Here is a 22,585-nt window from a genome sequence, read left to right as displayed (position 1 = left end):
CTCGCTACCTTTCAACCTGACGAGCGTGCGTATATAAAAGCATCCCGGTGCATTAAGGCGAACATTGAAGGGATCAACGCTCGCCTTAATGGTTGACATAAACGGATCCAATTACGCATTTTGTTTTATTTGCGCAGGCTGGGGCTCAGGCGCAGCATGTCCAATCCTGTATTGACCCAACGCTCGGCTTCGGTGTGCAGGTGAAAACTGTCCGGGGCCAATAGCCACTGGTACAGCATGCCATCGATGTAGGCGTGCAGGCTGATGGCCGCGCGGACTGTGTCGAGGTCCTCGGGCATTTGCCCCCGATTCACCGCATTACTCAGGGCCAGGGCGATTCGCACATTGCAGTCGAGGCTGACTTCACGACGCTGCTGACGCAGATCGCACATTTCATCGGTGAATTCGCACTTATGAAACAAAATCTCATTGATGCGTCGGGTCTTCGGATCCAGGGCAACTTGATGAAACAAATGAATCAGCAGTTTGCGCATGCAGCCCAGCGGATCGAGCTCATCTTCGCTTTCACTGGCCCTGGCCATTTCATCCAGCGGCTCTTTCAAGCTATCGAGCATCGCCTGCACCAGATCCGCCTTGTTGCTGAAATGCCAGTAGATGGCGCCGCGAGTCACGCCGGCCAGAGTCGCGATGTCCGCCAGCGTAGTGCGAGCCACGCCTCTTTCATAAAAGGCTTTCTCTGCCGCTTCCAGTATCTGGCTGCGGGTTTCTTGAGCTTCCTCTTTGGTACGACGGACCATGGCAGTAAAACCTCAATCGGGATGCTTCAGCGATGTCTGAACAGCCGCTGAACAAAAGTGGGGCGAGCGCTCTTGGGACTCGTCCCCGGCTTACAATTCGAACCTTTGACGGGCGTTGGTAACGGGGTGGATACGCAGTCAAGGTGTTTACAAACAACCATGAACGTAAGTATATTCCTTAGCAAGCTACTTATCCACTCAGCACTCATTTTTTACCCTTTCACATTTCTAGTGCGTTTCTTGCGCGCCTGACCCGAGGATTTTCATGCAATTCAAGCCAGCTGTTACCGCTCTGGTCGCCGCCGTCGCCCTGGCATCACTGCTCAGCGGATGCAAAAAGGAAGAAGCGGCACCCGCCGCACCGCCTCCTCAGGTCGGCGTGGTCACCCTGCAACCTCAAGCCTTTACCCTGACGTCCGAACTGCCGGGGCGCACCAGTGCGTTCCGCATCGCCGAAGTTCGCCCACAGGTCAACGGCATCATTCTCAAACGTCTGTTCAAGGAAGGCGGTGACGTCAAGGCCGGCCAGCAGCTGTATCAGATCGATCCGTCGGTCTATGACGCTACGCTGAAAAGCGCCCAAGCCAACCTGCAACAGACGAAGTCGATCTCGGATCGCTACAAGCAGTTGGTCAACGAACAGGCCGTCAGCCGTCAGGAATACGACACGGCCGTGGCCAACCGCATGCAATCGGAAGCCGCGCTGCAAACCGCTCAGATCAATGTGCGGTACACCAAGGTCTACGCGCCGATTTCCGGCCGCATCGGCCGCTCGAACGTGACCGAGGGTGCGCTGGTCAGCAACGGCCAGGTCGATGCCATGGCGGTGATCCAGCAACTCGATCCGATTTACGTCGACGTCACCCAGTCGTCGGTCGAGCTGCTTGAGCTGCGTCGCGAACTGGAAAGCGGTCGCCTGCAAAAGGCTGGCGACACGGCAGCGGCGGTCAAGCTGACGCTCGAAGACGGCAGCCAGTACAAACAGGAAGGCAAGCTCGAATTCTCCGAAGTCTCGGTTGACCAGACCACCGGCTCCGTGACCTTGCGTGCAGTGTTCCCGAACCCAGATCACACGCTGCTTCCGGGCATGTTCGTACACGCTCAGCTCAAATCCGGTGTGAACGCCGCTGCCATTCTGGCGCCGCAACAAGGCGTAACCCGCGACCTCAAAGGCTCGCCGACCGCACTGGTCGTCGGTGCGGACAACAAGGTCGAACTGCGTCAGCTCAAGGCCAGCCGCACCGTCGGCAACCAATGGCTGATCGAAGACGGCCTGAAGGCCGGCGATCGTCTGATCACCGAAGGACTGCAATTCGTCAAACCTGGCGTCGAAGTCAAAGCCAGTGAAGCGACTAACGTTGGCGCAAAGAACCCGGCCCCCGCACAGGCAGCTGACAAGGCTTCCAGCGGCAAAGGGGAGTAAACCATGTCGAAATTTTTTATCGACCGTCCGATTTTCGCTTGGGTAATTGCCCTGGTGATCATGCTGGTCGGGGCACTCTCGATTCTCAAACTTCCGATCAACCAATACCCGAGCATTGCGCCTCCGGCCATTGCGATCCAGGTCACCTACCCAGGCGCGTCCGCACAAACCGTGCAGGACACCGTGGTGCAGGTCATCGAACAACAGCTCAATGGTATCGATAACCTGCGTTATGTCTCCTCGGAAAGTAACTCCGACGGCAGCATGACCATTACCGCGACCTTCGAGCAGGGCACCAACTCCGATACCGCGCAGGTTCAGGTCCAGAACAAACTGAACCTGGCCACCCCGCTGCTGCCGCAAGAAGTGCAGCAACAGGGTATCCGCGTGACCAAGGCAGTGAAAAACTTCCTGATGGTGATCGGCGTGGTATCTCGCGACGGCAGCATGACCAAGGACGACCTGTCCAACTACATCGTGTCGAACATGCAGGACCCGATCTCGCGGACCGCCGGTGTCGGTGACTTCCAGGTCTTCGGTGCGCAGTACGCAATGCGGATCTGGCTCGACCCGGCCAAGTTGAACAACTTCAACCTGACCCCGGGGGACGTGAAAGCCGCCATCGCCGCGCAGAACGTCCAGGTGTCGTCCGGTCAGCTCGGTGGTTTGCCTGCCGTGGCCGGCCAACAGTTGAACGCGACGATCATCGGCAAGACTCGTCTGCAAACGGCTGAGCAGTTCAAGGCCATCTTGCTGAAGGTCAACAAAGATGGTTCGCAAGTGCGTGTCGGCGACGTGGCGGATGTCGCTCTGGGCGGTGAAAACTACTCGATCAGCGCCCAGTTCAACGGTAGCCCGGCCTCCGGTCTGGCGGTGAAACTGGCCAACGGTGCCAACGCCCTCGACACTGCAAAAGCTCTGCGCAAAACCATCGAATCCCTCAAGCCGTTCTTCCCGCAAGGGATGGAAGTGGTGTTCCCGTACGACACCACACCGGTGGTGACCGAGTCGATCAAGGGTGTGGTTGAAACCCTGGTCGAAGCGATCGTGCTGGTGTTCCTGGTGATGTTCCTGTTCCTGCAAAACTTCCGCGCCACCGTCATCACCACGATGACCGTGCCCGTGGTACTGCTGGGGACCTTCGGAATCCTCGCGGCGTTCGGTTTCAGCATCAACACCCTGACCATGTTCGGTATGGTGCTGGCCATCGGTTTGCTGGTGGACGACGCCATCGTCGTGGTGGAGAACGTCGAACGGGTCATGAGTGAAGAAGGCCTGTCCCCCAAGGAAGCCACCAAGAAATCCATGGGGCAGATCCAGGGTGCACTGGTCGGTATTGCTCTGGTGCTGTCGGCGGTACTGTTGCCGATGGCGTTCTTCGGCGGTTCCACCGGTGTGATCTACAAGCAGTTCTCGATCACCATCGTCTCGGCCATGGCCCTGTCGGTACTGGTTGCCCTGATCTTTACCCCGGCGCTCTGCGCCACCATGCTCAAAGCGATTCCCAAGGGTGAGCACGGCGTCCCGAAACGCGGATTTTTCGGCTGGTTCAACCGCAACTTCGACCGTAGCGTGAAAAGCTACGAACGCGGCGTTGGCAACATTCTGCGCAACAAGGTGCCGTATCTGCTGGTGTACGTGATCATCGTCGTCGGCATGATCTGGTTGTTCCTGCGTATTCCATCCGCATTCCTGCCGGAAGAAGACCAAGGTGTACTGTTTGCCCAAGTGCAAACCCCGGCCGGTTCCAGTTCCCAGCGCACCCAAGTGGTCGTGGACGAGATGCGTGAGTTCCTGCTGCGTCCGGGCAAGGACGGCGGTGAAGGTGACGCGGTGGCCTCGGTGTTCACTGTGACCGGCTTCAACTTCGCCGGCCGTGGTCAGAGTTCGGGTATGGCGTTCATCATGCTCCGACCGTGGGCCGAACGTAACGCCGACAACAGCGTGTTCAAAGTCGCGGCCCGTGCCCAACAGCATTTCTTCACCTTCCGTGACGCCATGGTGTTTGCGTTCGCACCTCCGGCGGTGCTGGAGCTGGGTAACGCCACCGGTTTCGACGTGTTCTTGCAAGACCGTGCTGGTATCGGTCACGACGCACTGATGGCTGCACGCAACCAGTTCCTCGGCATGGCGGCGCAGAGCAAGGTGCTGTCGCAGGTCCGCCCGAACGGTCTGAACGACGAACCGCAATACCAACTGGAAATCGATGACGAGAAGGCCAGCGCCCTGGGCATTACCATCGCCGACATCAACAGCACCCTGTCGATTGCCCTGGGCAGTAGCTACGTCAACGACTTCATCGACCGCGGTCGGGTGAAGAAGGTTTACGTACAAGGCCAGCCGGGCGCTCGCATGAGTCCTGAAGACGTGAAGAAATGGTACGTACGCAACAGTGCCGGCACCATGGTTCCATTCTCCGCGTTCGCCAAGGGTGAGTGGATTTATGGGGCGCCGAAGCTGTCGCGTTACAACGGCGTAGAGGCGATGGAAATCCTCGGTGCCCCGGCACCCGGCTATTCCACCGGTGAAGCCATGGCCGAAGTCGAAGCCCTGGCCCAGAAACTCCCGGCCGGTGTTGGTATTTCCTGGACCGGCCTGTCGTACGAGGAGCGACTGGCGGGTTCGCAGGCGCCAGCGCTGTTCGCGTTGTCGATCCTGATGGTGTTCCTGTGTCTGGCCGCGTTGTATGAAAGCTGGTCGATTCCGATTGCGGTGGTGCTCGTGGTGCCGCTGGGGATTATCGGAGCCTTGATGGCGACCAGCTTGCGCGGTCTGTCCAACGACGTGTACTTCCTGGTGGGTCTGTTGACCACCATTGGTCTGGCGGCAAAAAACGCCATTCTGATCGTCGAGTTCGCCAAAGACCTGCATGAACAGGGCAAGAGCTTGCAGGAGGCCGCCATCGAGGCTTGCCGCATGCGTTTGCGTCCAATCATCATGACCTCCCTGGCGTTTGTCCTCGGCGTCGTGCCGCTGGCCATTTCCACTGGCGCCGGCTCGGGTAGCCAGCACGCCATCGGTACGGTGGTGATTGGCGGTATGATCACCGCCACCGTTCTGGCGATCTTCTGGGTCCCACTGTTCTTCGTTACCGTGTCGTCCATTGGCCAGCGCAAAAAAGCCGACCAGGATGACGCAATTGAACCTTCTAAAGAGGCTGGCCAATGAGCAAGTCGCTACTCTCCATCGTAGTTGCCGCCTTCGTGCTGAGCGGCTGCTCGCTGATTCCCGACTATCAGCAACCTGAGGCACCAGTGGCGGGCCAATACCCGCAAGGTCCGGCGTACTCGTCGGCCCAGGCGCCGAATCAGGCCGCTGCGGAACAGGGCTGGAAGCAGTTTTTCCATGACCCGGCACTGCAACAGCTGATTCAGGTGTCGCTGGAAAACAACCGTGACCTGCGTGTCGCCGCCCTGAACATCGACGCGTTCGCGGCTCAATACCGCATCCAGCGCGCCGATCTGTTCCCGGCCGTTTCAGCCAATGGCACCGGCAGCCGTCAGCGTCTTCCGGCTGACGCGTCGCAGACCGGTCAAGCGGGCATCAGCAGTTCCTACTCCGCTACGGTCGGTATCAGTGCTTATGAACTCGACCTGTTCGGTCGGGTTCGCAGCCTCAGCGAAGAAGCCCTGCAGAAGTACTTCGCGACAGAAGAAGGCCGTCGCAGCACGCAGATCAGTCTGGTGGCCAGCGTGGCCAATGCCTACCTGACCTGGCAGGCCGACAAGGAACTGCTGAAACTCACCCAGGACACCCTCGGTGCGTTCGAGGAGAGCTACAAGCTCACCGCGCGCAGCAACGAAGTCGGTGTGGCCTCGGCCCTGGACCTGGCCCAGTCGCGCACCTCGGTGGAAAACGCCCGGGCGCAACTGGCCAAGTACACCCGTCAGGTGGCGCAGGACGAAAACAGCCTGGTGCTGCTGCTCGGCACCGGCATCCCGGCCAATCTGCGAGAAGCCAAACCGCTGTCTGACGACCTGCTGAGCGACGTACCGCCCGGTCTGCCATCGGACTTGCTGCAACGTCGTCCGGATATTCTCCAGGCCGAGTACAACCTGAAAGCTGCCAACGCCAACATCGGCGCGGCACGGGCGGCGTTCTTCCCGAGCATCAGCCTGACGGCCAATGCCGGGACCCTGAGCCCGGACTTGTCCGGTCTGTTCAAGGGCGGCTCGGGCACCTGGTTGTTCTCGCCGCAGATCAACCTGCCGATCTTCAATGCCGGCAGCCTGCGCGCCAGCCTGGATTACTCGAAAATCCAGAAAGACATCGGCGTGGCGAACTACGAGAAGTCCATTCAAACGGCCTTCCAGGAAGTCGCCGACGGCCTGGCCGCCCGCCAGACCTACACCGATCAGTTGCAGGCGCAGCGTGATTTCGTCACCGCCAACCAGGACTACTACCGTCTGGCCGAGCGTCGCTACCGTATCGGTGTCGACAGCAACCTGACCTTCCTCGACGCCCAGCGTCAGTTGTTCAGCGCCCAGCAGGTGCTGATCACTGATCGTCTGGCGCAGCTGATCAGTGCGGTCAATCTGTACAAGGCACTGGGTGGTGGCTGGAACGAGCAGACGGCGAAAGTCGAACCGCTGAAAGAAGAAGCGCCGAAGATGAAGTTGTTCTGATAGCGCTGTAAGACAAGAGGCCCACCTTTTGGTGGGCTTTTTGTTGCCTGCGGGAAAAGGTGTGGTGTCAGTAATGGCCTCTTCGCGGGCAAGCCTCGCTCCTGCAGTGTCCGCGCCGAATCATATTCCATGAAACCCGCACACCCCGTAGGAGCGAGGCTTGCCCGCGAAGAGGCCAGCCCATAAACACAAAAACCTCAGACCAACATGCGTTCGATAACCGCCCAAAACCCGCTTTCCCCGATTGAACCCTCCAGCCCATCCCCCGCACCATTCGTCGCACAAGACCAATAACATCAGGTTCGACACCATGCCCCCGCGCCCTGCCCTGTCCGGCTGATCCCACCCCGTTTTTCACGATATCGAATCCCTTGTCTGCAACGGCCACGTTGCGGCAGCGCACCGTTTCATCCCTAACAATTAGAGAGACCCGAGCCCATGACGCCTTCCACCACGCCGTACTACTTCCCAAGCCTGATAGCCATCGCCCTGGCCTGCGCGGCCCTGCCTGCCATGGCCGAGGAGTCGGGTTTTGTCGAAGGTGCCAAGGTCAACCTGAACCTGCGCAATTTCTACATCAACCGCAACTTCACCAACCCGACCAAGGCCCAGGGCAAGGCTGAAGAATGGACACAAAGTTTCATTCTCGACGCCAAATCCGGCTTCACCCAAGGCACCGTCGGCTTCGGCATGGATGTGCTGGGCTTGTATTCGGTGAAGCTCGACGGCGGCAAAGGCACGGGCGGGACTCAGTTGCTGCCGCTGGATCACGACGGTCGCCCGGCGGACAGCTTTGGTCGCACCAACGTGGCGTTTAAGGCCAGGTTGTCGCAGACCGAAATCAAGGTCGGTGAATGGATCCCGGTGCTGCCGATCCTGCGCTCGGACGACGGTCGCTCCCTGCCGCAAACCTTTCGTGGCGGCCAGATCACCTCGAAAGAAATCGCCGGCCTGACGCTCTACGGCGGCCAGTTCCGCGCCAACAGCCCCCGTGACGACAGCAGCATGAGCGATATGTCGATGACCGGAAAACCGGCGTTTACCTCCGACCGCTTCAACTTCCAGGGCGGCGAATACGCCTTCAACGACAAGCGCACCCAGATCAGCCTGTGGAACGCCGAACTCAAGGACATCTACAGCCAGCAATACGTGAACCTGATTCACAGCCAACCCCTCGGCGACTGGACCCTGGGCGCCAACCTGGGTTTCTTCTATGGCAAGGAAGATGGCAGTGCCCGGGCCGGCGATCTGGACAACAAGACCTGGTCGGGCCTGTTCTCGGCCAAATACGGCGGCCACACCTTCTACGTTGGCCTGCAAAAACTCACTGGCGACAGCGGGTGGATGCGGGTCAATGGCACCAGCGGCGGCACCCTGGCCAACGACAGTTACAACGCCAGTTATGACAATGCGAAAGAAAAATCCTGGCAGGTACGGCATGACTACAACTTCGTCGCCCTCGGCATCCCCGGCCTGACCTTGATGAACCGCTACATCAGCGGCGACAACGTGCACACCGGCACAATCACCGATGGCAAGGAATGGGGCCGCGAAAGCGAATTGGGCTACACCGTGCAAAGCGGCGCGCTCAAAGACCTCAACGTTAAATGGCGCAACTCGACCATTCGTCGGGACTTCAGCAACAACGAGTTCGATGAGAACCGGTTGATCGTCAGCTATCCGATCAGTTTGTTGTAACCGCACCCTGGCAGCGGTCGAAGTCAAAAGGCCGCTGCCTGTAACCACCTGTCGGCTTGCCTGGCATTTTGCGAGTGGGCAGATACAGTCAAAAAGCGTGTTTAATTCTCCATCACTGCTGTAGGAGCCCCTGTTTTCTTCCGTTATCTCCGGATGCTGTACGCGAAGCTGCCATGACCCAGGAGGTCAGGTATGAGCAAGCGAATAGTTATCGTCGGTGGCGGCGTTGGTGGAACCATGCTGGCCAATCAACTGGCCAGCAAGCTGTATCCGGAAATCCTGCGCGGCGAAGTCTCGATTGCACTGCTGTCCAATTCCCCCGATCACTTCTATAAACCTGCGTTCATGTACGTGGCGTTCAACCTGTTCTTTGAAGAAGAACTCAAGCGCCCGGAACGTTCACTGTTGCGCCCGGAAATCGAGTTCCATGTCGATGAAGTCGTGCGTTTCGATTTCAACCGACAACACCTGCAAACCCGCAGCGGTAAGCAGTACGGCTATGACTTTTTAGTCATCGCCACCGGATGCGTGCCGGCCCCGGAACGTATCGAAGGCTTGAAAGAAGCCGGCGATCATTTCTATCAGTACGCGCCCGCCAGGCAACTGGCGCAAAAACTGAGCACGATCGAAAAAGGCCGCATCTTCATTACCGTGTCCTTCCCGAAAACACCCAATGTCCCGCATCAATGCGGTATCGCGCCCGTCGAAACCACATTGATGCTCGATGATTTCTTGCGGCGTCGTGGGGTGAGAGACCAGGTGGAAATCGTCTACACCTACCCGACCACGGCTCAACTACTGCGCAACTGCCTGTTCCTGCAACGCCCGACCGGGGAAATTCTGCCGGGTATCTTTGAACGGAAAAATATTCGCTTTCAACGCGGCTTCACGCTCAAACGAGTCGATCCGGATAAAAAAATCGCGTACTCCGAGGAAGGTGACGAGCAACCCTTCGACATTCTGATGGCGACACCACCGATCAGGGCCGTGGACGCTGTGCTCGAGTCCGGCGCCTCGCAAGCGCCCAACGACGAAGGCTGGCTGCCGACCCACCATGAAACGTTGCAGGTCTACGGCCTGGAAAACGTCTACGTCATCGGTGATACCGTCGACTTGCCTGTCAGCAAAGCCGGCGGGGCATGCCATAACCAGGCGCCGGTGATCGCCAACAACATCGCTGCCGAAATTCGTCTGGGCACCCCCATCGCCGTCTACGACGGACGTGTTCAGGCCGTGGCACAAATGGGCCTGGATGCCGGCATACCGCTTTGGTACGACTACCAGCACGATGTCCGGCCCACCCCGGCCACCAAGCTCGGCGGGTTGCTCAGAAACGGATTCAACCGTGGACTGTACTGGGCGGTTGCCCGCGCAATGCTTTGATCGGCCCGGGGAGAGGAGTAAATCGTAATGAACGTCTCAAATGAATCAATCACACCCCCCATCAGCCCTGGATCAGACGCGCTGATGGAAAAGCTCAAACCGTTGATTGACGGCGGTCGACTGGACAACCTGGTGGACCTGCTTTCACTGATCAGCGACCTCGTCGATCTACTGGACCCGGCCATGGTGGAGAAACTGGCGCGGCTGTTCGAAGGCGCGACCGAGGCAACCTGGAGCGTCAGCAATGCCGTGCGCATGGCAAAAGCCGATAGCACAGCAAACGAGCAGCCCCCTGGCTTTTACCAGCTACTGAAATTATTGCGCGAACCCGACACGCGAAGAGGGGTGGGGTTTGCACTCAAAACCCTCAACGTCATTGGAAGACAACTTTGAACGTCCAGAGAGGACAACCTCATGAGCACCAAACTGCAAAGAGCAAGGACGGCTGACTGGGACGCCAAGGCCTATCAACAATTCTCACGTCTTCGACAACGGCCGGTGAACGAGCTACTCGACCGCGTCGACCTTGAAAACCCCAAACGCATCTACGACCTCGGCTGTGGCACCGGCATTGCGACTCAAGCTTTGGCCAAACGCTGGCCCCGCGCACACCTGATGGGCATCGACAGTTCGGAGCAAATGCTTCAGGAGGCCAGAGGCTTGCCGATCAAGGCGCTGTGGAAGCAGTGCGATCTACAGAACTGGCAGCCGGAGCAACCCGCCGACCTGCTCTTTGCCGCCGCCGTGCTGCACTTCATCGACAGTCACGAACAGTTGTTGCCGCGTTTGCTCGATTATCTCAACCCGGGTGGTTGTCTGGCGGCGCACATGCCCGACTGGCGGGATGCGGTGTGGTATCAGCTGGTGCTCGACACCCTCAACGATGGAGGCTCCGACGGCAAACCGCTCGGCTCCCCGCAAGTGCGCGAGAGGATGGCGGCGCGGCCGTTGCTGTCACTGGAAAATTACCACCGGTTGCTCGCACCGATCACCCGGACGCTGGACATCTGGGAGACCGAGCAGTTGCAGGTCGTGGACGGCAAGTCGCCGATTTATGACTGGATCAAGGTCTCGGCCTTGCGGGCGGTGATGCAAGGCTTGAAGGATGACGAACAGGCGCGGTTCATTTATCACTTCATGATGCGGGTGCATGCGCATTACCCGCGAGAATACGATGGGCGCACGCTGTTTCCGTTCAAGCGGATCTTCATTGTCGCCACCGTTTGACCCTGTGGTCACCGCGCTTGCCCGCGATGGCGGTGTGTCATTCACCATCGATGCAAGCTGACCCACCGCTATCGCGAGCAGGCTCGCTCCCACACGGGTCCTGTGTGAACACAAGTCATGTACTCACCGGACATCCCCTGCAGGAGCGAGCCGGCTCGCGATGGCGTCAGCTCAGACACCGCAAATCGCCAGGATCACTCCCGCGATTCAACCCCAAGCTCATCCCACACCGACTCCGCCAAATGGAACGTCGCATTGGCCGCCGGGATGCCGCAGTAGATCGCGCTCTGCATGATCACTTCCTTGATCTCGCCGCGGGTCACGCCGTTGTTGGCGGCGGCGCGCAGGTGCAGTTTGAGTTCTTCGTTGCGGTTCATGCCGATCAGCATGGCGATGGTGATCAGGCTGCGGGTATGGCGTGGCAGGCCCGGCCGGGTCCAGATGTCGCCCCACGCGTGGCGGGTGATCATTTCCTGGAACTCCGAGTTGAACTCGGTCAGGGCATTCAGGCTGCGGTCGACATGGGCGTCGCCGAGCACCGCGCGACGGACTTCCAGGCCGTCGTCGTAACGTTGTTTCTCGTCCACAACAATCCCCTTAATCAGCTGACAAAAACGTCAGGACCCGGTCACTGAACGCAGCACCGGCCTGAACGTTGGACAAGTGCGCGGCGTAGAACTCGGCGTATTCGGCGCCCTGCACGTGCTCCTGAATAAAGTGCCCACCGGACGGCGGCGTGACCGCGTCTTCGGTGCCGGCAATGACCAGCAGCGGCACCTTGATCGCGGACAGCTGATCACGGAAGTCGGCATCGCGCACGGCGGCGCAGTTGGCGGCATAACCCTCTGGCGAAGTGGCCGCGAGCATGTCAGTAATCCGCTTCGCGGCGGCCGGGTTGGCCTCGGCAAAGTCGGGGGTAAACCAGCGCGCAATCGACGCATCGCGCAAGGCGACCATGGCCGCCTGACCGTCACGCAGCACGGTTTCGATCCGTGGATTCCACACCGATGGATCGCCGATTTTCGCGGCGGTGTTGCACACCACCAACTTATTCAATCGATCACCGGCATTGATGCCCAGCCACTGGCCGATCAAGCCACCCATGGACAGGCCGCAGAAATGCGCACGTTGGATGTGCAGCGCATCCAGCAGCGCCAGCACGTCGTGGCCCAGTTGCTCGATGCTGTATGGCCCCGGCGTGACCAGCGATTTTCCGTGGCCACGGGTGTCGAAACGCAGCACCCGGAAATGCTCGGAGAACGCGGCGACCTGCGCGTCCCACATGTGCAGGTCGGTGCCCAGCGAGTTGGACAGCACCAGCACCGGTGCATCCGCCGGGCCATCAAGTTGGTAATGCAGTTCGCCCTCGGCGAGTTGTACAAAAGCCACAGCAATCTCCTTCAGGCAGTCAACGCAGAATGTTCAGCCACCGCTCGCTCGACCCAGGTATGGGCCTGACCAAGGTAATGGGCGGGGTCCAGCAGACGATCGAGTTCCAGGGCCGACAACTCGGCGGTCACTTGCGACTCTTCGCCGAGCACCGCTCGCAGATGACGTTGCTCGGCCACCGCACGTTTGCAGCAGCGCTCCAGAAGATGGTGCGCAGTGTCGCGGCCAACCCGTTGGGCGAGGACGATGCTCACCGCCTCGGCCAGCACCAGGCCTTGGGTCAGGTCGAGGTTGCGGGCCATGCGGTCGGCGTCCACTTCCAGCCCGTCCGCCACCAGCAGCGCTTGCTTGAGGCTGCCGGACACCAGGCAGCAAATCTCCGGCAGGGTTTCCCATTCGGCATGCCACAGGCCCAGGCTGCGCTCGTGTTCCTGCGGCATGGCGCTGAACAGGGTCGAGAGCAAACCGGGAACGCGGGTCGCCGCACCGATCAGCACCGCGGCGCCCACCGGGTTGCGTTTGTGCGGCATGGTCGAGGAACCGCCCTTGCCCGGTGCCGACGGCTCGAACACTTCGCCGGCTTCGGTCTGCATCAACAGACTGATGTCGCGGCCGAGTTTGCCGAGGCTGCCGGCGATCAAACCGAGTACCGCGCCGAACTCCACCAAGCGGTCTCGCTGGGTGTGCCAGGGTTGGTCCGGCAGGGTCAGTTGCAGCTCACCGGCCAAGGCTTCGGCAATCGGCATCGCTTGCTCGCCGAGGGCTGCCAGGGTTCCGGAGGCGCCGCCAAATTGCAGCACCAGCAACCGAGGCTTGAGATCTTGCAGACGTCGGCGGCTGCGAGTGACGGCGCCCAGCCAACCGGCGATTTTCATGCCGAGGGTGACGGGCGTGGCGTGCTGCAACCAGGTGCGCCCGGCCAGCGGCGTGGCGACGAAGCGTAACGCCTGGGTCGCCAAGGTCTCGCCCAGTTGCGCCAGATCGCTTTCGATCAGCGCCAGCGCGCGGCGCAGTTGCAGCACCAGGCCCGTGTCCATTACGTCCTGACTGGTGGCGCCCAGATGCACGTAGCGTTCTGCTTCGGCATCGTTGGCGGCGATCTGTTTACCCAACGCCTTGACCAACGGAATCGCCGAATTGCCCGCCGTGGCAATCGCCTCGCCGAGTGCTGAAAAGTCGTAATGCCCAGCCTGACAAGCCGCTGCGATCGAGGCGGCAGCCGACAGCGGAATCAAACCCGCGCTCGCCTCGGCCCGGGCCAGTGCCGCTTCGAAATCAAGCATGGCCTGCACCCGGCCTTGATCACAAAACACCTCACGCATATCGCGTGCCGTGAAATAGGCATCGAACAATTGATTGCCCGGTCGCTGATTCATAGACAGTCCCTGAAGGCGTAGGCCGGTCGGGCCCACGCGGTTGGATCAAAGGTCGTGGTGCAAATACTTGGCCTGTTTCGGCAGGCGCAGGCTGAACAGGAACGCCACCGCCATCATCACCGTCACGTACCAGTAGAAGGAGTTTTCAATGCCCGCGGCTTTAAGGCTCAGGGCGACGTATTCCGCCGAACCACCGAAGATCGCGTTGGCCACCGCATACGCCAGGCCGACACCGAGTGCGCGCACTTCCGGCGGGAACATCTCGGCTTTTACCAGGCCACTGATGGAGGTGTAGAAACTGACGATCGCCAGCGCCACGGTAATCAGCACAAAGGCCAGGAACGGACTGCTGACACTTTTCAGGCTCAGCAGAATCGGCACAGTACACAACGTACCCAATGCACCGAACCACAGCATCGAGTTACGGCGACCGATCTTGTCCGCGAGCATGCCGAACAGCGGCTGCATGCACATATAAAGGAACAGCGCGCCGGTCATGATGTAACTGGCGGTCTTGGCGTGCATGCCGGCGGTGTTCACCAGGTACTTCTGCATGTACGTGGTGAACGTGTAGAAAATCAGCGAGCCACCGGCGGTGTAACCGAGCACGGTAATAAAGGCCGCTTTATGATCACGGAATAACGCACGAATGCTGCCGGCGTCCTTGTTTTCACGCATTTCCTTGCTGGTGGTTTCCTTGAGCGAACGACGCAGGAACAGCGAGATCAATGCAGCCACGGCGCCGACCACAAACGGGATCCGCCAGCCGTAGGCACGCAGGTCATCTTCAGTGAGGAACTGTTGCAGGACCACCACCAGCGACACCGCCAGCAACTGCCCGCCAATCAGCGTCACGTACTGGAACGAGGCGAAGAACCCGCGCTGGCCCTTGAGGGCGACTTCGCTCATGTAGGTTGCGGTGGTGCCGTACTCACCGCCCACCGACAAGCCCTGCAGCAAACGGGCGAACAACAGCATGATCGGCGCCCAGACGCCAATGTCCTTGTAGGTCGGCAGGCAGGCGATGAGCAACGAACCGAAACACATCATCAGAATCGAGATCAGCATCGAATTCTTGCGCCCGTGCTTGTCCGCGACACGGCCGAAAATCCAGCCGCCAATCGGCCGCATCAGGAACCCGGCCGCAAACACGCCGGCGGTATTCACCAGCTGCACAGTCGGGTTATCGGACGGGAAAAAGGCCGGCGCAAAGTAGATCGCGCAAAAGGCGTAGACGTAGAAGTCGAACCATTCAACGAGGTTGCCGGACGAGGCGCCGACAATGGCGAAGATCCGTTTGCTGCGCTCTTCGCCGGTGTAGTGCGCTGGAATAGCGGTAGGAGTTGTCATTGTTTTTCACTCTTTGGGGACCATGACATTCTAGACACACTTTGCAACAGTCCCGTTCCACAGTTGGCAATACTGTCCTCTGTAAGGAGTGAGCCGGCTCGCGATGGCGGAGTGTCATTCAGCACTGAAGGCACTGATACACCGCCATCGCGAGCAGGCTCACTCCTACAGGGATCTGCGGTGTTTTCAGTAGTCGAAGAACACCGTCTCCGCATCGGTGCCTTGCAGAATCACATTCCACTGGTACACACCGGACGCATCCTGCTTCGCCAACAAGGTACTGCGGCGCTCGGCCGGCACACACTCCAGCAACGGGTCGTCGACGTTCGCCGGTTCGCCCTCAAAGTAAATCCGCGTCAGCAAGTGCTTCACCAACCCGCGAGCGAACACCAGCACCACCAAGTGCGGCGCCTGGGTCGAGCCCTTCAGGCCTTCTACCGTTCCGGGTTTGATCGTGGTGAAACGAAAGCGCCCTTCGGCGTCCACCGGCACCCGGCCGAAGCCTTCGAAATTCGGGTCCAGGGGTTTGGCCTGGTCGTCTTCGGGGTGGTCGTACTTGCCGGCGGCGTTGGCCTGCCAGACTTCCAGCATCGCGTCGTTAACGAAATCGCCATTGCCATCGACGACTTGCCCGGTGATCGCCACGCGCTCGCCCAGGGTTTGTTCGACCGTCAGGTCTTCGCGGTTCAGCCAGGTCAAACCAATGTGGTAATACGGCCCGACGGTGTGGGATGTGGTCGCGTTCAGCGTCATCTTATTTCTCCATCGGCGTGGCTTCACGGCCGCGCAAGACGATGTCCCAGCGATAACCGAGGGCATAGGAAGGGATGGTTTTTTCCAGATCGAAACTGGCGATCAAACGCTCTTTGGCGCTGGTGTCCGGTACGCAGTTGTAGATCGGGTCATAAGCCAGCAGCGGGTCGCCGGGGAAATACATCTGCGTGACCAGCCGCGTCAGGATGCTCGGCCCAAACAGCGAGAAATGAATGTGCGCCGGACGCCAGGCGTTGTGGTGGTTGCCCCACGGGTAAGCGCCGGGCTTGATGGTCTGGAATTGATACCAACCATCGGCGTCGGTCACGGTGCGACCGGTACCGGTGAAGTTCGGGTCCAGCGGCGCGTCGTGCAGGTCGCGGGCATGGTTGTAGCGCCCGGCGGCATTGGCCTGCCAGATCTCCACCAGAATCCCCGGCACCGGCAAGCCGTCTTCATCCAGCACGCGGCCGTGGATGATGATGCGCTCGCCCAACGGTTCGCCCGCGTGCTGCACCGTCAGGTCGTTGTCCTTCTCGTTGATACGCTCGGCGCCGATGGTCGGGCCGGTAATTTCCGACAACGAATGCGGCAAAAACACCAACGGCTTGGACGGCGCGCGAAGGTTGGTGGATTGATAAGTCGGGTGCAGGTAGTCCGGCTGGGTGCCTTCCTGCGGGCGACGGTAACCAGGCTTGTCAGTCATTTCGCTTTCCTCTGTTCTTATTAGTCTGCCGGGCGTCAGACGCGTTCGATGGCCAAGGCCAGACCCTGGCCGACACCGACGCACATGGTCGCCAGGCCTTTGTTGCCGCCCGTTTTTTCAAGCTGATGCAACGCTGTCAGGACCAGGCGCGCACCGCTCATGCCCAACGGATGGCCCAAGGCAATGGCGCCACCGTTCGGGTTGACCTGGGCCGCGTCGTCCGCCAAGCCCAGCTCACGCAGTACCGCTAACCCTTGGCTGGCAAAGGCTTCATTGAGTTCGATCACATCGAAATCGCTGACGGCCAGCCCGAGGCGCTCGGTCAATTTGCGCACCGCCGGCACCGGGCCGATGCCCATTACCCGTGGCGCGACACCGGCGCTCGCCATACCCAGCACTTTGGCGCGGGCGGTCAGGCCGTGTTTCTTCACTGCTTCAGCGGAGGCCAGAATCAACGCCGCTGCGCCGTCGTTCACACCGGAAGCGTTGCCGGCGGTGACGGTTTTGCCTGGACCGTTGACGGGCTTCAGCTTGGCCAGGGTTTCCAGCGTGGTGTCGGCACGAGGATGCTCATCCTGGCTGACGACGGTTTCGCCTTTCTTGTGGGCAATCCGCACTTCGACGATTTCTTCAGCGAAAAATCCTGCAGCTTGCGCAGCGGCTGTGCGCTGCTGGCTGCGCAGGGCGAAAGCGTCCTGATCCTCGCGAGACACTTCGTAATCGTCGGCCACGTTGTCGGCGGTCTGCGGCATCGCATCGACGCCGTATTGCGCTTTCATCAACGGGTTGATGAAGCGCCAGCCGATGGTGGTGTCTTCCAGCTTCATGTTGCGCGAGTACGCCGCATCGGCCTTGCCCATCACGAAGGGTGCGCGGGACATCGACTCGACGCCGCCGGCAATTGCCAGTTCCATTTCGCCACTGGCGATTGCGCGGAAGGCGGTGCCGATCGCATCCATACCCGAGGCGCAGAGGCGATTGAGCGTGACGCCAGGAATGCTTTCCGGCAGCCCGGCCAGCAACAGCGCCATGCGGGCGACGTTGCGGTTGTCTTCGCCGGCCTGGTTGGCGCAGCCGAGGAACACCTCGTCCACTGCGTTCCAGTCCACCGACGGGTTGCGTTCCATCAAGGCCTTGATCGGCACGGCGGCGAGGTCGTCTGCACGCACCGCTGACAAGCCGCCGCCGAAACGGCCGATAGGGGTGCGAATCGCATCGCAGATATAAACGTCGCGCATCACGCTTCTCCCGGTGTCTGGCCGTGGGCGGCGGCGGTGCGGGCTTCCAGGTCCCTGAGCGCCTTAAGCTCAACATCCGTTGGCTCAGCCGTATTTTCGACATTGCCTGCGAAGCGAATTGCCCAACCGGTGGCGGCAATCACTTGCTCGCGAGTCACGCCCGGGTGCAGCGCGGTGACTACGAATTCATGGGTGTCCGCTTCGGGCTCCATGATGCACAGGTCGGTAATGATGCCGACTGGCCCGGCGCCCGGAAGGCCGAGACGCTTGCGCGAATCACCGCCCTCGCCATGACCGACCGAGGTGATGAAGTCGAGTTTGTCGACGAAGGAGCGCGCCGATTGCTTGAGAATGATGAGTACGCTTTTCGCCGAGCCGGCAATTTCCGGCGCGCCACCGGCACCGGGCAGGCGGACTTTCGGTGCGTGGTAATCACCGACCACGGTGGTGTTGATGTTGCCGAAGCGGTCGACCTGCGCGGCGCCGAGAAAACCGACGTCAATGCGCCCGCCCTGCAACCAGTAGCGAAAAATCTCACCGGTCGGGACGACAGTGTCGGCGGTTTCCGCCAGTTCGCCGTCACCGATCGACAGCGGCAATACGCTTGGCTTGGCACCGATCGGACCCGATTCGTAGATCAGGACCACATCCGGCGAAGACGTCAGGCGCGCCAGGTTGGCGGCTTTCGACGGCAGGCCGATGCCGACGAAGCACACCGAACCGTTCTTCAGGCGGCGGGCAGCGGCGACGGTCATCATTTCGTTGGTGGTGTAAGTCATTACTTGGCCTCCGAAGCAGCGGCCAGTTTGGCCTGGAACTCGCTGAAGTCAGCGCAGCCGTGGATGTATTCGTCGATCCACGCGGTGAAGGTTTCACGGTCGCGGGCAATCGGGTCCCAAGCCTGGTAGAAGCGGTTGTCGCGTTCGTTGTAACCGTGGGCGTAGGACGGATGCGCGCCGCCAGGCACATGGCAGACCGCGCTCAAGGCCCAGGTCGGCAGCACGCAAGAATTCATTGGTGCATTGAGGTCGTCGACGATTTCCTCGACGGTGACGATGCAACGCTTGGCCGCCAGCGCGGCTTCTTTTTGAACGCCGAGAATGCCCCACAGCAGCACGTTGCCTTTGCGGTCGGCTTTCTGCGCGTGAATCACGGTGATGTCCGGGCGTACCGAAGGCACGGCGGCCAACACTTCGCCGGTGAACGGGCAGGTGACGGTTTTGATCAGCGGGTTGACCTTCGGCAAGTCGGAACCGGCGTAGGCACGCAGTACCGCGAACGGCAGGCCGGAGGCGCCAGCGACGTAGGCATTGGCCAGGTCGGCGTGGCTATGCTCTTCGATTTCCAGCGCGTGCGGCCACTGCTTCTCGACCGCGTCACGCAGACGATGCAGCGAACCGACACCCGGGTTGCCGCCCCAGGAGAAGATCAGCTTGCGAGCACAACCGGCGCCGATCAACTGGTCGTAGATCAGGTCAGGCGTCATCCGCACCAGCGTCAGATCTTTCTTGCCCTGGCGAATGATTTCGTGACCGGCCGCCGTAGGGATCAGGTGAGTGAAGCCTTCGAGCGCGACGGTATCGCCGTCGTTGACGAATTGCTTCACCGCGTCGTGCAGCGAAAGGATTTCAGCCATGGGGCAGGCTCCCGTTTGTGATGAACCGACAGTGGTAGAAAAAGGCGCGATGCGCAGCGCCGGAATGACTGAAGGTTAAGCCTGTGCAAAACACCAAACAATCCGATAATCGACTAAGTGTTCGTTTATCGAACATATTGTTGTCTCGCTATCGATCCCAAAAAGCATCGCCGGAACGCCGCCCGGAGCCGGCTCACTCCTACAGGAGAACGCGATTGACTGTAGGACCGAGCCTGCTCGCGAAGAGGCCATCAAACCCGCCGAAGACTCCGGAGCCTGGACTCAGGTCGCATCCGCATGACTGACCATGCCCTTGATCACCACCGCCATGGTTGCCACCGCCGCCGGAATCACCAGCGCCGTCAGCACTTGTTCAAAGTTCCAGCCCAGGCCCAGCAATGTCGCACCCATCCAGGCCCCGAGAATCGCGCCGAAACGACCAATCCCGAGCATCCACGACACCCCGGTCGCTCGCCCTTGAGTCGGATAAAACCGCGCTGCCAGCGACGGCATCGCCGATTGCGCACCGTTGACGCACATCCCGGCCACCAGCACCAATGTCGCCAAAATCGTGATATTGCCCAGGCTCTGCCCTACCGCGTAGGCAAACACCCCGGCCAGCAGGTAGAAAATGCCGATGACCTTGTGCGGATTGAACCGGTCCATCGCCCAGCCCACGCCCACTGCGCTCAACACCCCGCCAAACTGGAACAGGGCACCAATGAACGCCGCTTGTTCCATGCTCGCACCACTGTCACGCATCAGCGTCGGCAACCAACTGGTCAGCAGGTAAACAATCACCAGCCCCATGAAGTAGGTCAGCCACAACAGCAAGGTGCCGGTGCTATAGGTGCCAGAGAAGATCACCGCGAACACGTTGCGCGCCTTCACGGTTTTCTGCTCCGGTACGCTGAAGCTCGACGCCTGAGCGACGACGGTCGGATCGATCGGTGCGAGAGCCTTGCGCACTTTGTCGGTGCCACGGTTGCGCACGACCAGGTAACGCGCCGATTCGGGCAGCCAGAACAGCAAGACGACGGTCAGGATCAACGGCAGAATCCCGCCGATCAGTAGCAGACTGTGCCAGCCGAAGGCCGGAATCAGCTTGGCCGAGATAAACCCGCCACCGGCCATGCCGAGGTTGAAGCCGCAGAACATGCTGGTCACCAGCAGGGATTTTTTGCGCTCCGGGGTGTATTCCGACAACAGCGTGGTGGCGTTCGGCATCCCGGCGCCAAGGCCCAGGCCGGTGAGGAAGCGCAGCACCAGCAGTTGGTCGACGTTGGTGCTGTACGCCGAGGCCAGGCTGAAAGCCCCGAACAACAATACCGCGCCGACCAGTACGACTTTTCGCCCAAAGCGGTCAGCCAAGGGACCGGAGCCCAGTGCGCCGAAGACCATGCCGATCAGCGCGGCACTCATTACCGGGCCGAGACTGGCGCGATCAATGCCCCAGTCCTGGGACAGGGCCGGCGCGATGAAGCCCATGGCCGCGGTATCGAGGCCATCAAGGAAGACAATCAGGAAACACAGGATCACCACTCGCCACTGGTAGCGCGAAATGGGTTGAGCATTGATGAAGGACTGCACGTCGAGGCAGTTTCCTACAGCAGACTGAGGCTGGTTCATTATTTTTATTCCACGCAAGAACGCAGTCGGACAGGTGCCAGCTCAGGGCTGGCGCTGCCGCGACAGTAATGATCCTGGGGAAACAGCGTCAATTCGATAAACGCGAGTCTGTGCGTTTATCGAACAGCTTAGGCAAACAACTGGGCGCTGAGGTCACGGCTGGCACTTAACAAACCGGGCAAGAAACGCTGCTCCAGCTCGTTGCGGCTGACTCGTCCGGCGTGGGTACTGACGTTGAGCGCGGCCACCACCTGGCCCGAAGCGTCGTACACCGGAACGGCAATCGAACGCAGACCCTGCTCCAGTTCCTGATCGACGATGCACCAGCCTTGTTGCCGCACTTCCTGCAGACATTCGAGCAACGCCTCGGGTGTGTGCAAGGTTCGGCTGGTCTTGGCCTGGAACTCCGCATGGTCGAGGTATTCGCGCAGCGAGGTGTCGTCCAGCGCCGCAAGAAGAATCCGGCCCATCGACGTGCAATACGCTGGCAACCGCCCGCCCACCGACAGGTCGACGGAAATCAGGCGTTGGGTGGTCGCCGAGCGAGCGATGTACAAAATGTCGTCGCCCTCCAGCGTGGCCATGTTGCAGGCCTCGTGAAGTTGCTCACTCATACGGTCCAGATACGGCTGGGCGGACACCGCCAAAGGCGTTGAGGACAAATAGGCATGGCCCAGCGTCAGCACTTTGGGCAGCAGCGAATAGGTGCGACCGTCGGTGGTGGCGTAGCCGAGTTTGATCAGGGTGTGCAGGCAACGTCGCACAGCGGCGCGGGGAATTTCCGTGCGGTGGCTGATCTGGGCAATGGTCAGGTGCCGTTTGCGCTCCTGGAACGCTTGAACCACCGCCAATCCCCGAGCCAGGGACGTCATGAAATCCGGATCGCCGGTCAGGGCCTGGATTCGCTTGGCGGGCGAGGCCACGATCGGCGGCGCCACTGAAGCGAAGGAATTGCGCATTTGATCGTTCATATCAGGTCCTTTTCCCACACGGATCAGCGGCTATTACAAGCGGCTTCGGGTCCGGCACACAAGCCACAGGCTGCAAGATTGGGCGATTATCGAACCATCGACCGATAATCGCAATCGACCTCGCAGGCGATGGCTACCTGCGCGCGCTGATTTGCGCAGCGCCCGCAACATGCTTTTATTCTTTACTGATTAAGGGCTGATGTAGTGGGATTAACTTGTTCGACTTTATGGCGTCAGAAAGACATCGTTGCACTGTGACATCACCCACACCCTAGTTACCTCTGAAAGTTGTGAGTAACAAAACAATCACACAGGTAGAACTACTTTTAACTCTCAAGCGATAGTGTTCTTCGGATCGGCCGCTATAATGCACCTCAGTGGCGAAGCGGTTTTTACGTGCCGATTCCGCTACCCGGCAGCCCG

General features: G+C 60.2%; 19 protein-coding genes. 7 read left to right on the top strand and 12 right to left on the bottom strand.

Translation table 11 applies throughout. The features are described from left to right. Nucleotides 1-125: 125 nt before the first annotated feature. The gene (emhR, locus tag FBY01_RS10720) at nucleotides 126-758 is read right to left on the bottom strand and encodes an efflux system transcriptional repressor EmhR (RefSeq protein WP_145307457.1); all 633 of its coding nucleotides are present in this window, start codon (nucleotides 756-758) and stop codon (nucleotides 126-128) included. A 265-nt stretch (nucleotides 759-1,023) separates the two neighbouring features. On the opposite strand from emhR, the gene FBY01_RS10715 reads away from it, so the two are divergent. From FBY01_RS10715 to FBY01_RS10685, 7 genes are all read left to right on the top strand, one after another. Then, complete coding sequence (locus FBY01_RS10715; RefSeq protein ID WP_010462517.1) at nucleotides 1,024-2,181, top strand: efflux RND transporter periplasmic adaptor subunit; 1,158 nt, start codon at nucleotides 1,024-1,026, stop codon at nucleotides 2,179-2,181. Nucleotides 2,182-2,184: 3 nt separating this feature from the next. Further along, nucleotides 2,185-5,349 carry an efflux RND transporter permease subunit EmhB gene (gene emhB / locus FBY01_RS10710; protein WP_145307460.1) on the top strand — a complete coding sequence of 1,055 codons (3,165 nt, stop codon included), beginning with the start codon at nucleotides 2,185-2,187 and terminating at the stop codon, nucleotides 5,347-5,349. Continuing rightward, entirely contained in the window at nucleotides 5,346-6,806 is a 1,461-nt protein-coding gene (gene emhC, locus FBY01_RS10705; RefSeq protein WP_145307462.1) for an efflux RND transporter outer membrane subunit EmhC, read from the top strand. The genes emhB and emhC overlap by 4 nt, the downstream gene beginning before the upstream one ends. Before the next feature lie 438 nt (nucleotides 6,807-7,244). After that, nucleotides 7,245-8,504, top strand: a complete 1,260-nt coding sequence (locus FBY01_RS10700; RefSeq protein ID WP_145307464.1) for an OprD family porin — start codon at nucleotides 7,245-7,247, stop codon at nucleotides 8,502-8,504. 192 nt (nucleotides 8,505-8,696) lie between these two features. Continuing rightward, a complete protein-coding gene (locus FBY01_RS10695) occupies nucleotides 8,697-9,887 on the top strand; it encodes an NAD(P)/FAD-dependent oxidoreductase (RefSeq protein ID WP_145307466.1) in 1,191 nt (396 codons plus the stop codon). 27 nt (nucleotides 9,888-9,914) lie between these two features. Continuing rightward, entirely contained in the window at nucleotides 9,915-10,280 is a 366-nt protein-coding gene (locus FBY01_RS10690; RefSeq protein WP_077749553.1) for a DUF1641 domain-containing protein, read from the top strand. Between the two features lie 21 nt (nucleotides 10,281-10,301). Then, a complete protein-coding gene (locus FBY01_RS10685; protein WP_145307468.1) occupies nucleotides 10,302-11,114 on the top strand; it encodes a methyltransferase domain-containing protein in 813 nt (270 codons plus the stop codon). A 194-nt stretch (nucleotides 11,115-11,308) separates the two neighbouring features. Here FBY01_RS10685 and pcaC read toward each other — a convergent pair whose 3' ends face one another. From pcaC to pcaR, 11 genes are all read right to left on the bottom strand, one after another. Further along, nucleotides 11,309-11,701, bottom strand: coding sequence for a 4-carboxymuconolactone decarboxylase (gene pcaC, locus FBY01_RS10680; protein WP_083374868.1), 393 nt, complete (start codon nucleotides 11,699-11,701; stop codon nucleotides 11,309-11,311). A gap of 10 nt (nucleotides 11,702-11,711) precedes the next feature. Continuing rightward, a complete protein-coding gene (gene pcaD, locus FBY01_RS10675) occupies nucleotides 11,712-12,503 on the bottom strand; it encodes a 3-oxoadipate enol-lactonase (protein ID WP_145307470.1) in 792 nt (263 codons plus the stop codon). An 11-nt stretch (nucleotides 12,504-12,514) separates the two neighbouring features. After that, entirely contained in the window at nucleotides 12,515-13,879 is a 1,365-nt protein-coding gene (locus FBY01_RS10670) for a 3-carboxy-cis,cis-muconate cycloisomerase (protein WP_145307472.1), read from the bottom strand. A 45-nt stretch (nucleotides 13,880-13,924) separates the two neighbouring features. Then, a complete protein-coding gene (locus FBY01_RS10665; protein ID WP_010462539.1) occupies nucleotides 13,925-15,229 on the bottom strand; it encodes an MFS family transporter in 1,305 nt (434 codons plus the stop codon). Between the two features lie 186 nt (nucleotides 15,230-15,415). Beyond that, entirely contained in the window at nucleotides 15,416-15,982 is a 567-nt protein-coding gene (pcaG, locus tag FBY01_RS10660; RefSeq protein ID WP_145307474.1) for a protocatechuate 3,4-dioxygenase subunit alpha, read from the bottom strand. Nucleotide 15,983: 1 nt separating this feature from the next. After that, nucleotides 15,984-16,688: a protocatechuate 3,4-dioxygenase subunit beta gene (gene pcaH, locus FBY01_RS10655; protein ID WP_010462543.1), complete on the bottom strand. Its 705-nt coding sequence runs from the start codon at nucleotides 16,686-16,688 to the stop codon at nucleotides 15,984-15,986. Nucleotides 16,689-16,723: 35 nt separating this feature from the next. Continuing rightward, nucleotides 16,724-17,929 carry a 3-oxoadipyl-CoA thiolase gene (gene pcaF / locus FBY01_RS10650; protein ID WP_178113234.1) on the bottom strand — a complete coding sequence of 402 codons (1,206 nt, stop codon included), beginning with the start codon at nucleotides 17,927-17,929 and terminating at the stop codon, nucleotides 16,724-16,726. Then, complete coding sequence (locus FBY01_RS10645; RefSeq protein WP_010462546.1) at nucleotides 17,926-18,705, bottom strand: CoA-transferase subunit beta; 780 nt, start codon at nucleotides 18,703-18,705, stop codon at nucleotides 17,926-17,928. Before FBY01_RS10645 ends, pcaF begins: the two co-directional genes overlap by 4 nt. Next, complete coding sequence (locus FBY01_RS10640; RefSeq protein WP_010462548.1) at nucleotides 18,705-19,562, bottom strand: CoA transferase subunit A; 858 nt, start codon at nucleotides 19,560-19,562, stop codon at nucleotides 18,705-18,707. The genes FBY01_RS10645 and FBY01_RS10640 overlap by 1 nt, the downstream gene beginning before the upstream one ends. Nucleotides 19,563-19,844: 282 nt before the next feature. Next, nucleotides 19,845-21,191: an MFS transporter gene (locus FBY01_RS10635; RefSeq protein ID WP_010462550.1), complete on the bottom strand. Its 1,347-nt coding sequence runs from the start codon at nucleotides 21,189-21,191 to the stop codon at nucleotides 19,845-19,847. 128 nt (nucleotides 21,192-21,319) lie between these two features. After that, nucleotides 21,320-22,162, bottom strand: a complete 843-nt coding sequence (gene pcaR, locus FBY01_RS10630; RefSeq protein ID WP_010462552.1) for a pca regulon transcriptional regulator PcaR — start codon at nucleotides 22,160-22,162, stop codon at nucleotides 21,320-21,322. Nucleotides 22,163-22,585: the final 423 nt, after the last annotated feature.

It is taken from the genome of Pseudomonas sp. SJZ077, from assembly GCF_007993905.1.
GTDB classification, from domain to species: Bacteria; Pseudomonadota; Gammaproteobacteria; order Pseudomonadales; family Pseudomonadaceae; genus Aquipseudomonas; species Aquipseudomonas mandelii.
Note: the sequence above shows the minus strand (reverse complement) of the source record. Positions and strands in the feature narration are given on the sequence as shown.

Bases quoted from the DNA above. Each gene is read 5' to 3' on its own strand.
- emhR (WP_145307457.1), bottom strand. From the start codon at position 758: ATGGTCCGTCGTACCAAAGAGGAAGCTCAAGAAACCCGCAGCCAGATA.
- FBY01_RS10715 (WP_010462517.1), top strand. From the start codon at position 1,024: ATGCAATTCAAGCCAGCTGTTACCGCTCTGGTCGCCGCCGTCGCCCTG.
- emhB (WP_145307460.1), top strand. From the start codon at position 2,185: ATGTCGAAATTTTTTATCGACCGTCCGATTTTCGCTTGGGTAATTGCC.
- emhC (WP_145307462.1), top strand. From the start codon at position 5,346: ATGAGCAAGTCGCTACTCTCCATCGTAGTTGCCGCCTTCGTGCTGAGC.
- FBY01_RS10700 (WP_145307464.1), top strand. From the start codon at position 7,245: ATGACGCCTTCCACCACGCCGTACTACTTCCCAAGCCTGATAGCCATC.
- FBY01_RS10695 (WP_145307466.1), top strand. From the start codon at position 8,697: ATGAGCAAGCGAATAGTTATCGTCGGTGGCGGCGTTGGTGGAACCATG.
- FBY01_RS10690 (WP_077749553.1), top strand. From the start codon at position 9,915: ATGAACGTCTCAAATGAATCAATCACACCCCCCATCAGCCCTGGATCA.
- FBY01_RS10685 (WP_145307468.1), top strand. From the start codon at position 10,302: ATGAGCACCAAACTGCAAAGAGCAAGGACGGCTGACTGGGACGCCAAG.
- FBY01_RS10670 (WP_145307472.1), bottom strand. From the start codon at position 13,879: ATGAATCAGCGACCGGGCAATCAATTGTTCGATGCCTATTTCACGGCA.
- FBY01_RS10665 (WP_010462539.1), bottom strand. From the start codon at position 15,229: ATGACAACTCCTACCGCTATTCCAGCGCACTACACCGGCGAAGAGCGC.
- pcaG (WP_145307474.1), bottom strand. From the start codon at position 15,982: ATGACGCTGAACGCGACCACATCCCACACCGTCGGGCCGTATTACCAC.
- pcaH (WP_010462543.1), bottom strand. From the start codon at position 16,688: ATGACTGACAAGCCTGGTTACCGTCGCCCGCAGGAAGGCACCCAGCCG.
- FBY01_RS10645 (WP_010462546.1), bottom strand. From the start codon at position 18,705: ATGACTTACACCACCAACGAAATGATGACCGTCGCCGCTGCCCGCCGC.
- FBY01_RS10640 (WP_010462548.1), bottom strand. From the start codon at position 19,562: ATGGCTGAAATCCTTTCGCTGCACGACGCGGTGAAGCAATTCGTCAAC.
- FBY01_RS10635 (WP_010462550.1), bottom strand. From the start codon at position 21,191: ATGAACCAGCCTCAGTCTGCTGTAGGAAACTGCCTCGACGTGCAGTCC.
- pcaR (WP_010462552.1), bottom strand. From the start codon at position 22,162: ATGAACGATCAAATGCGCAATTCCTTCGCTTCAGTGGCGCCGCCGATC.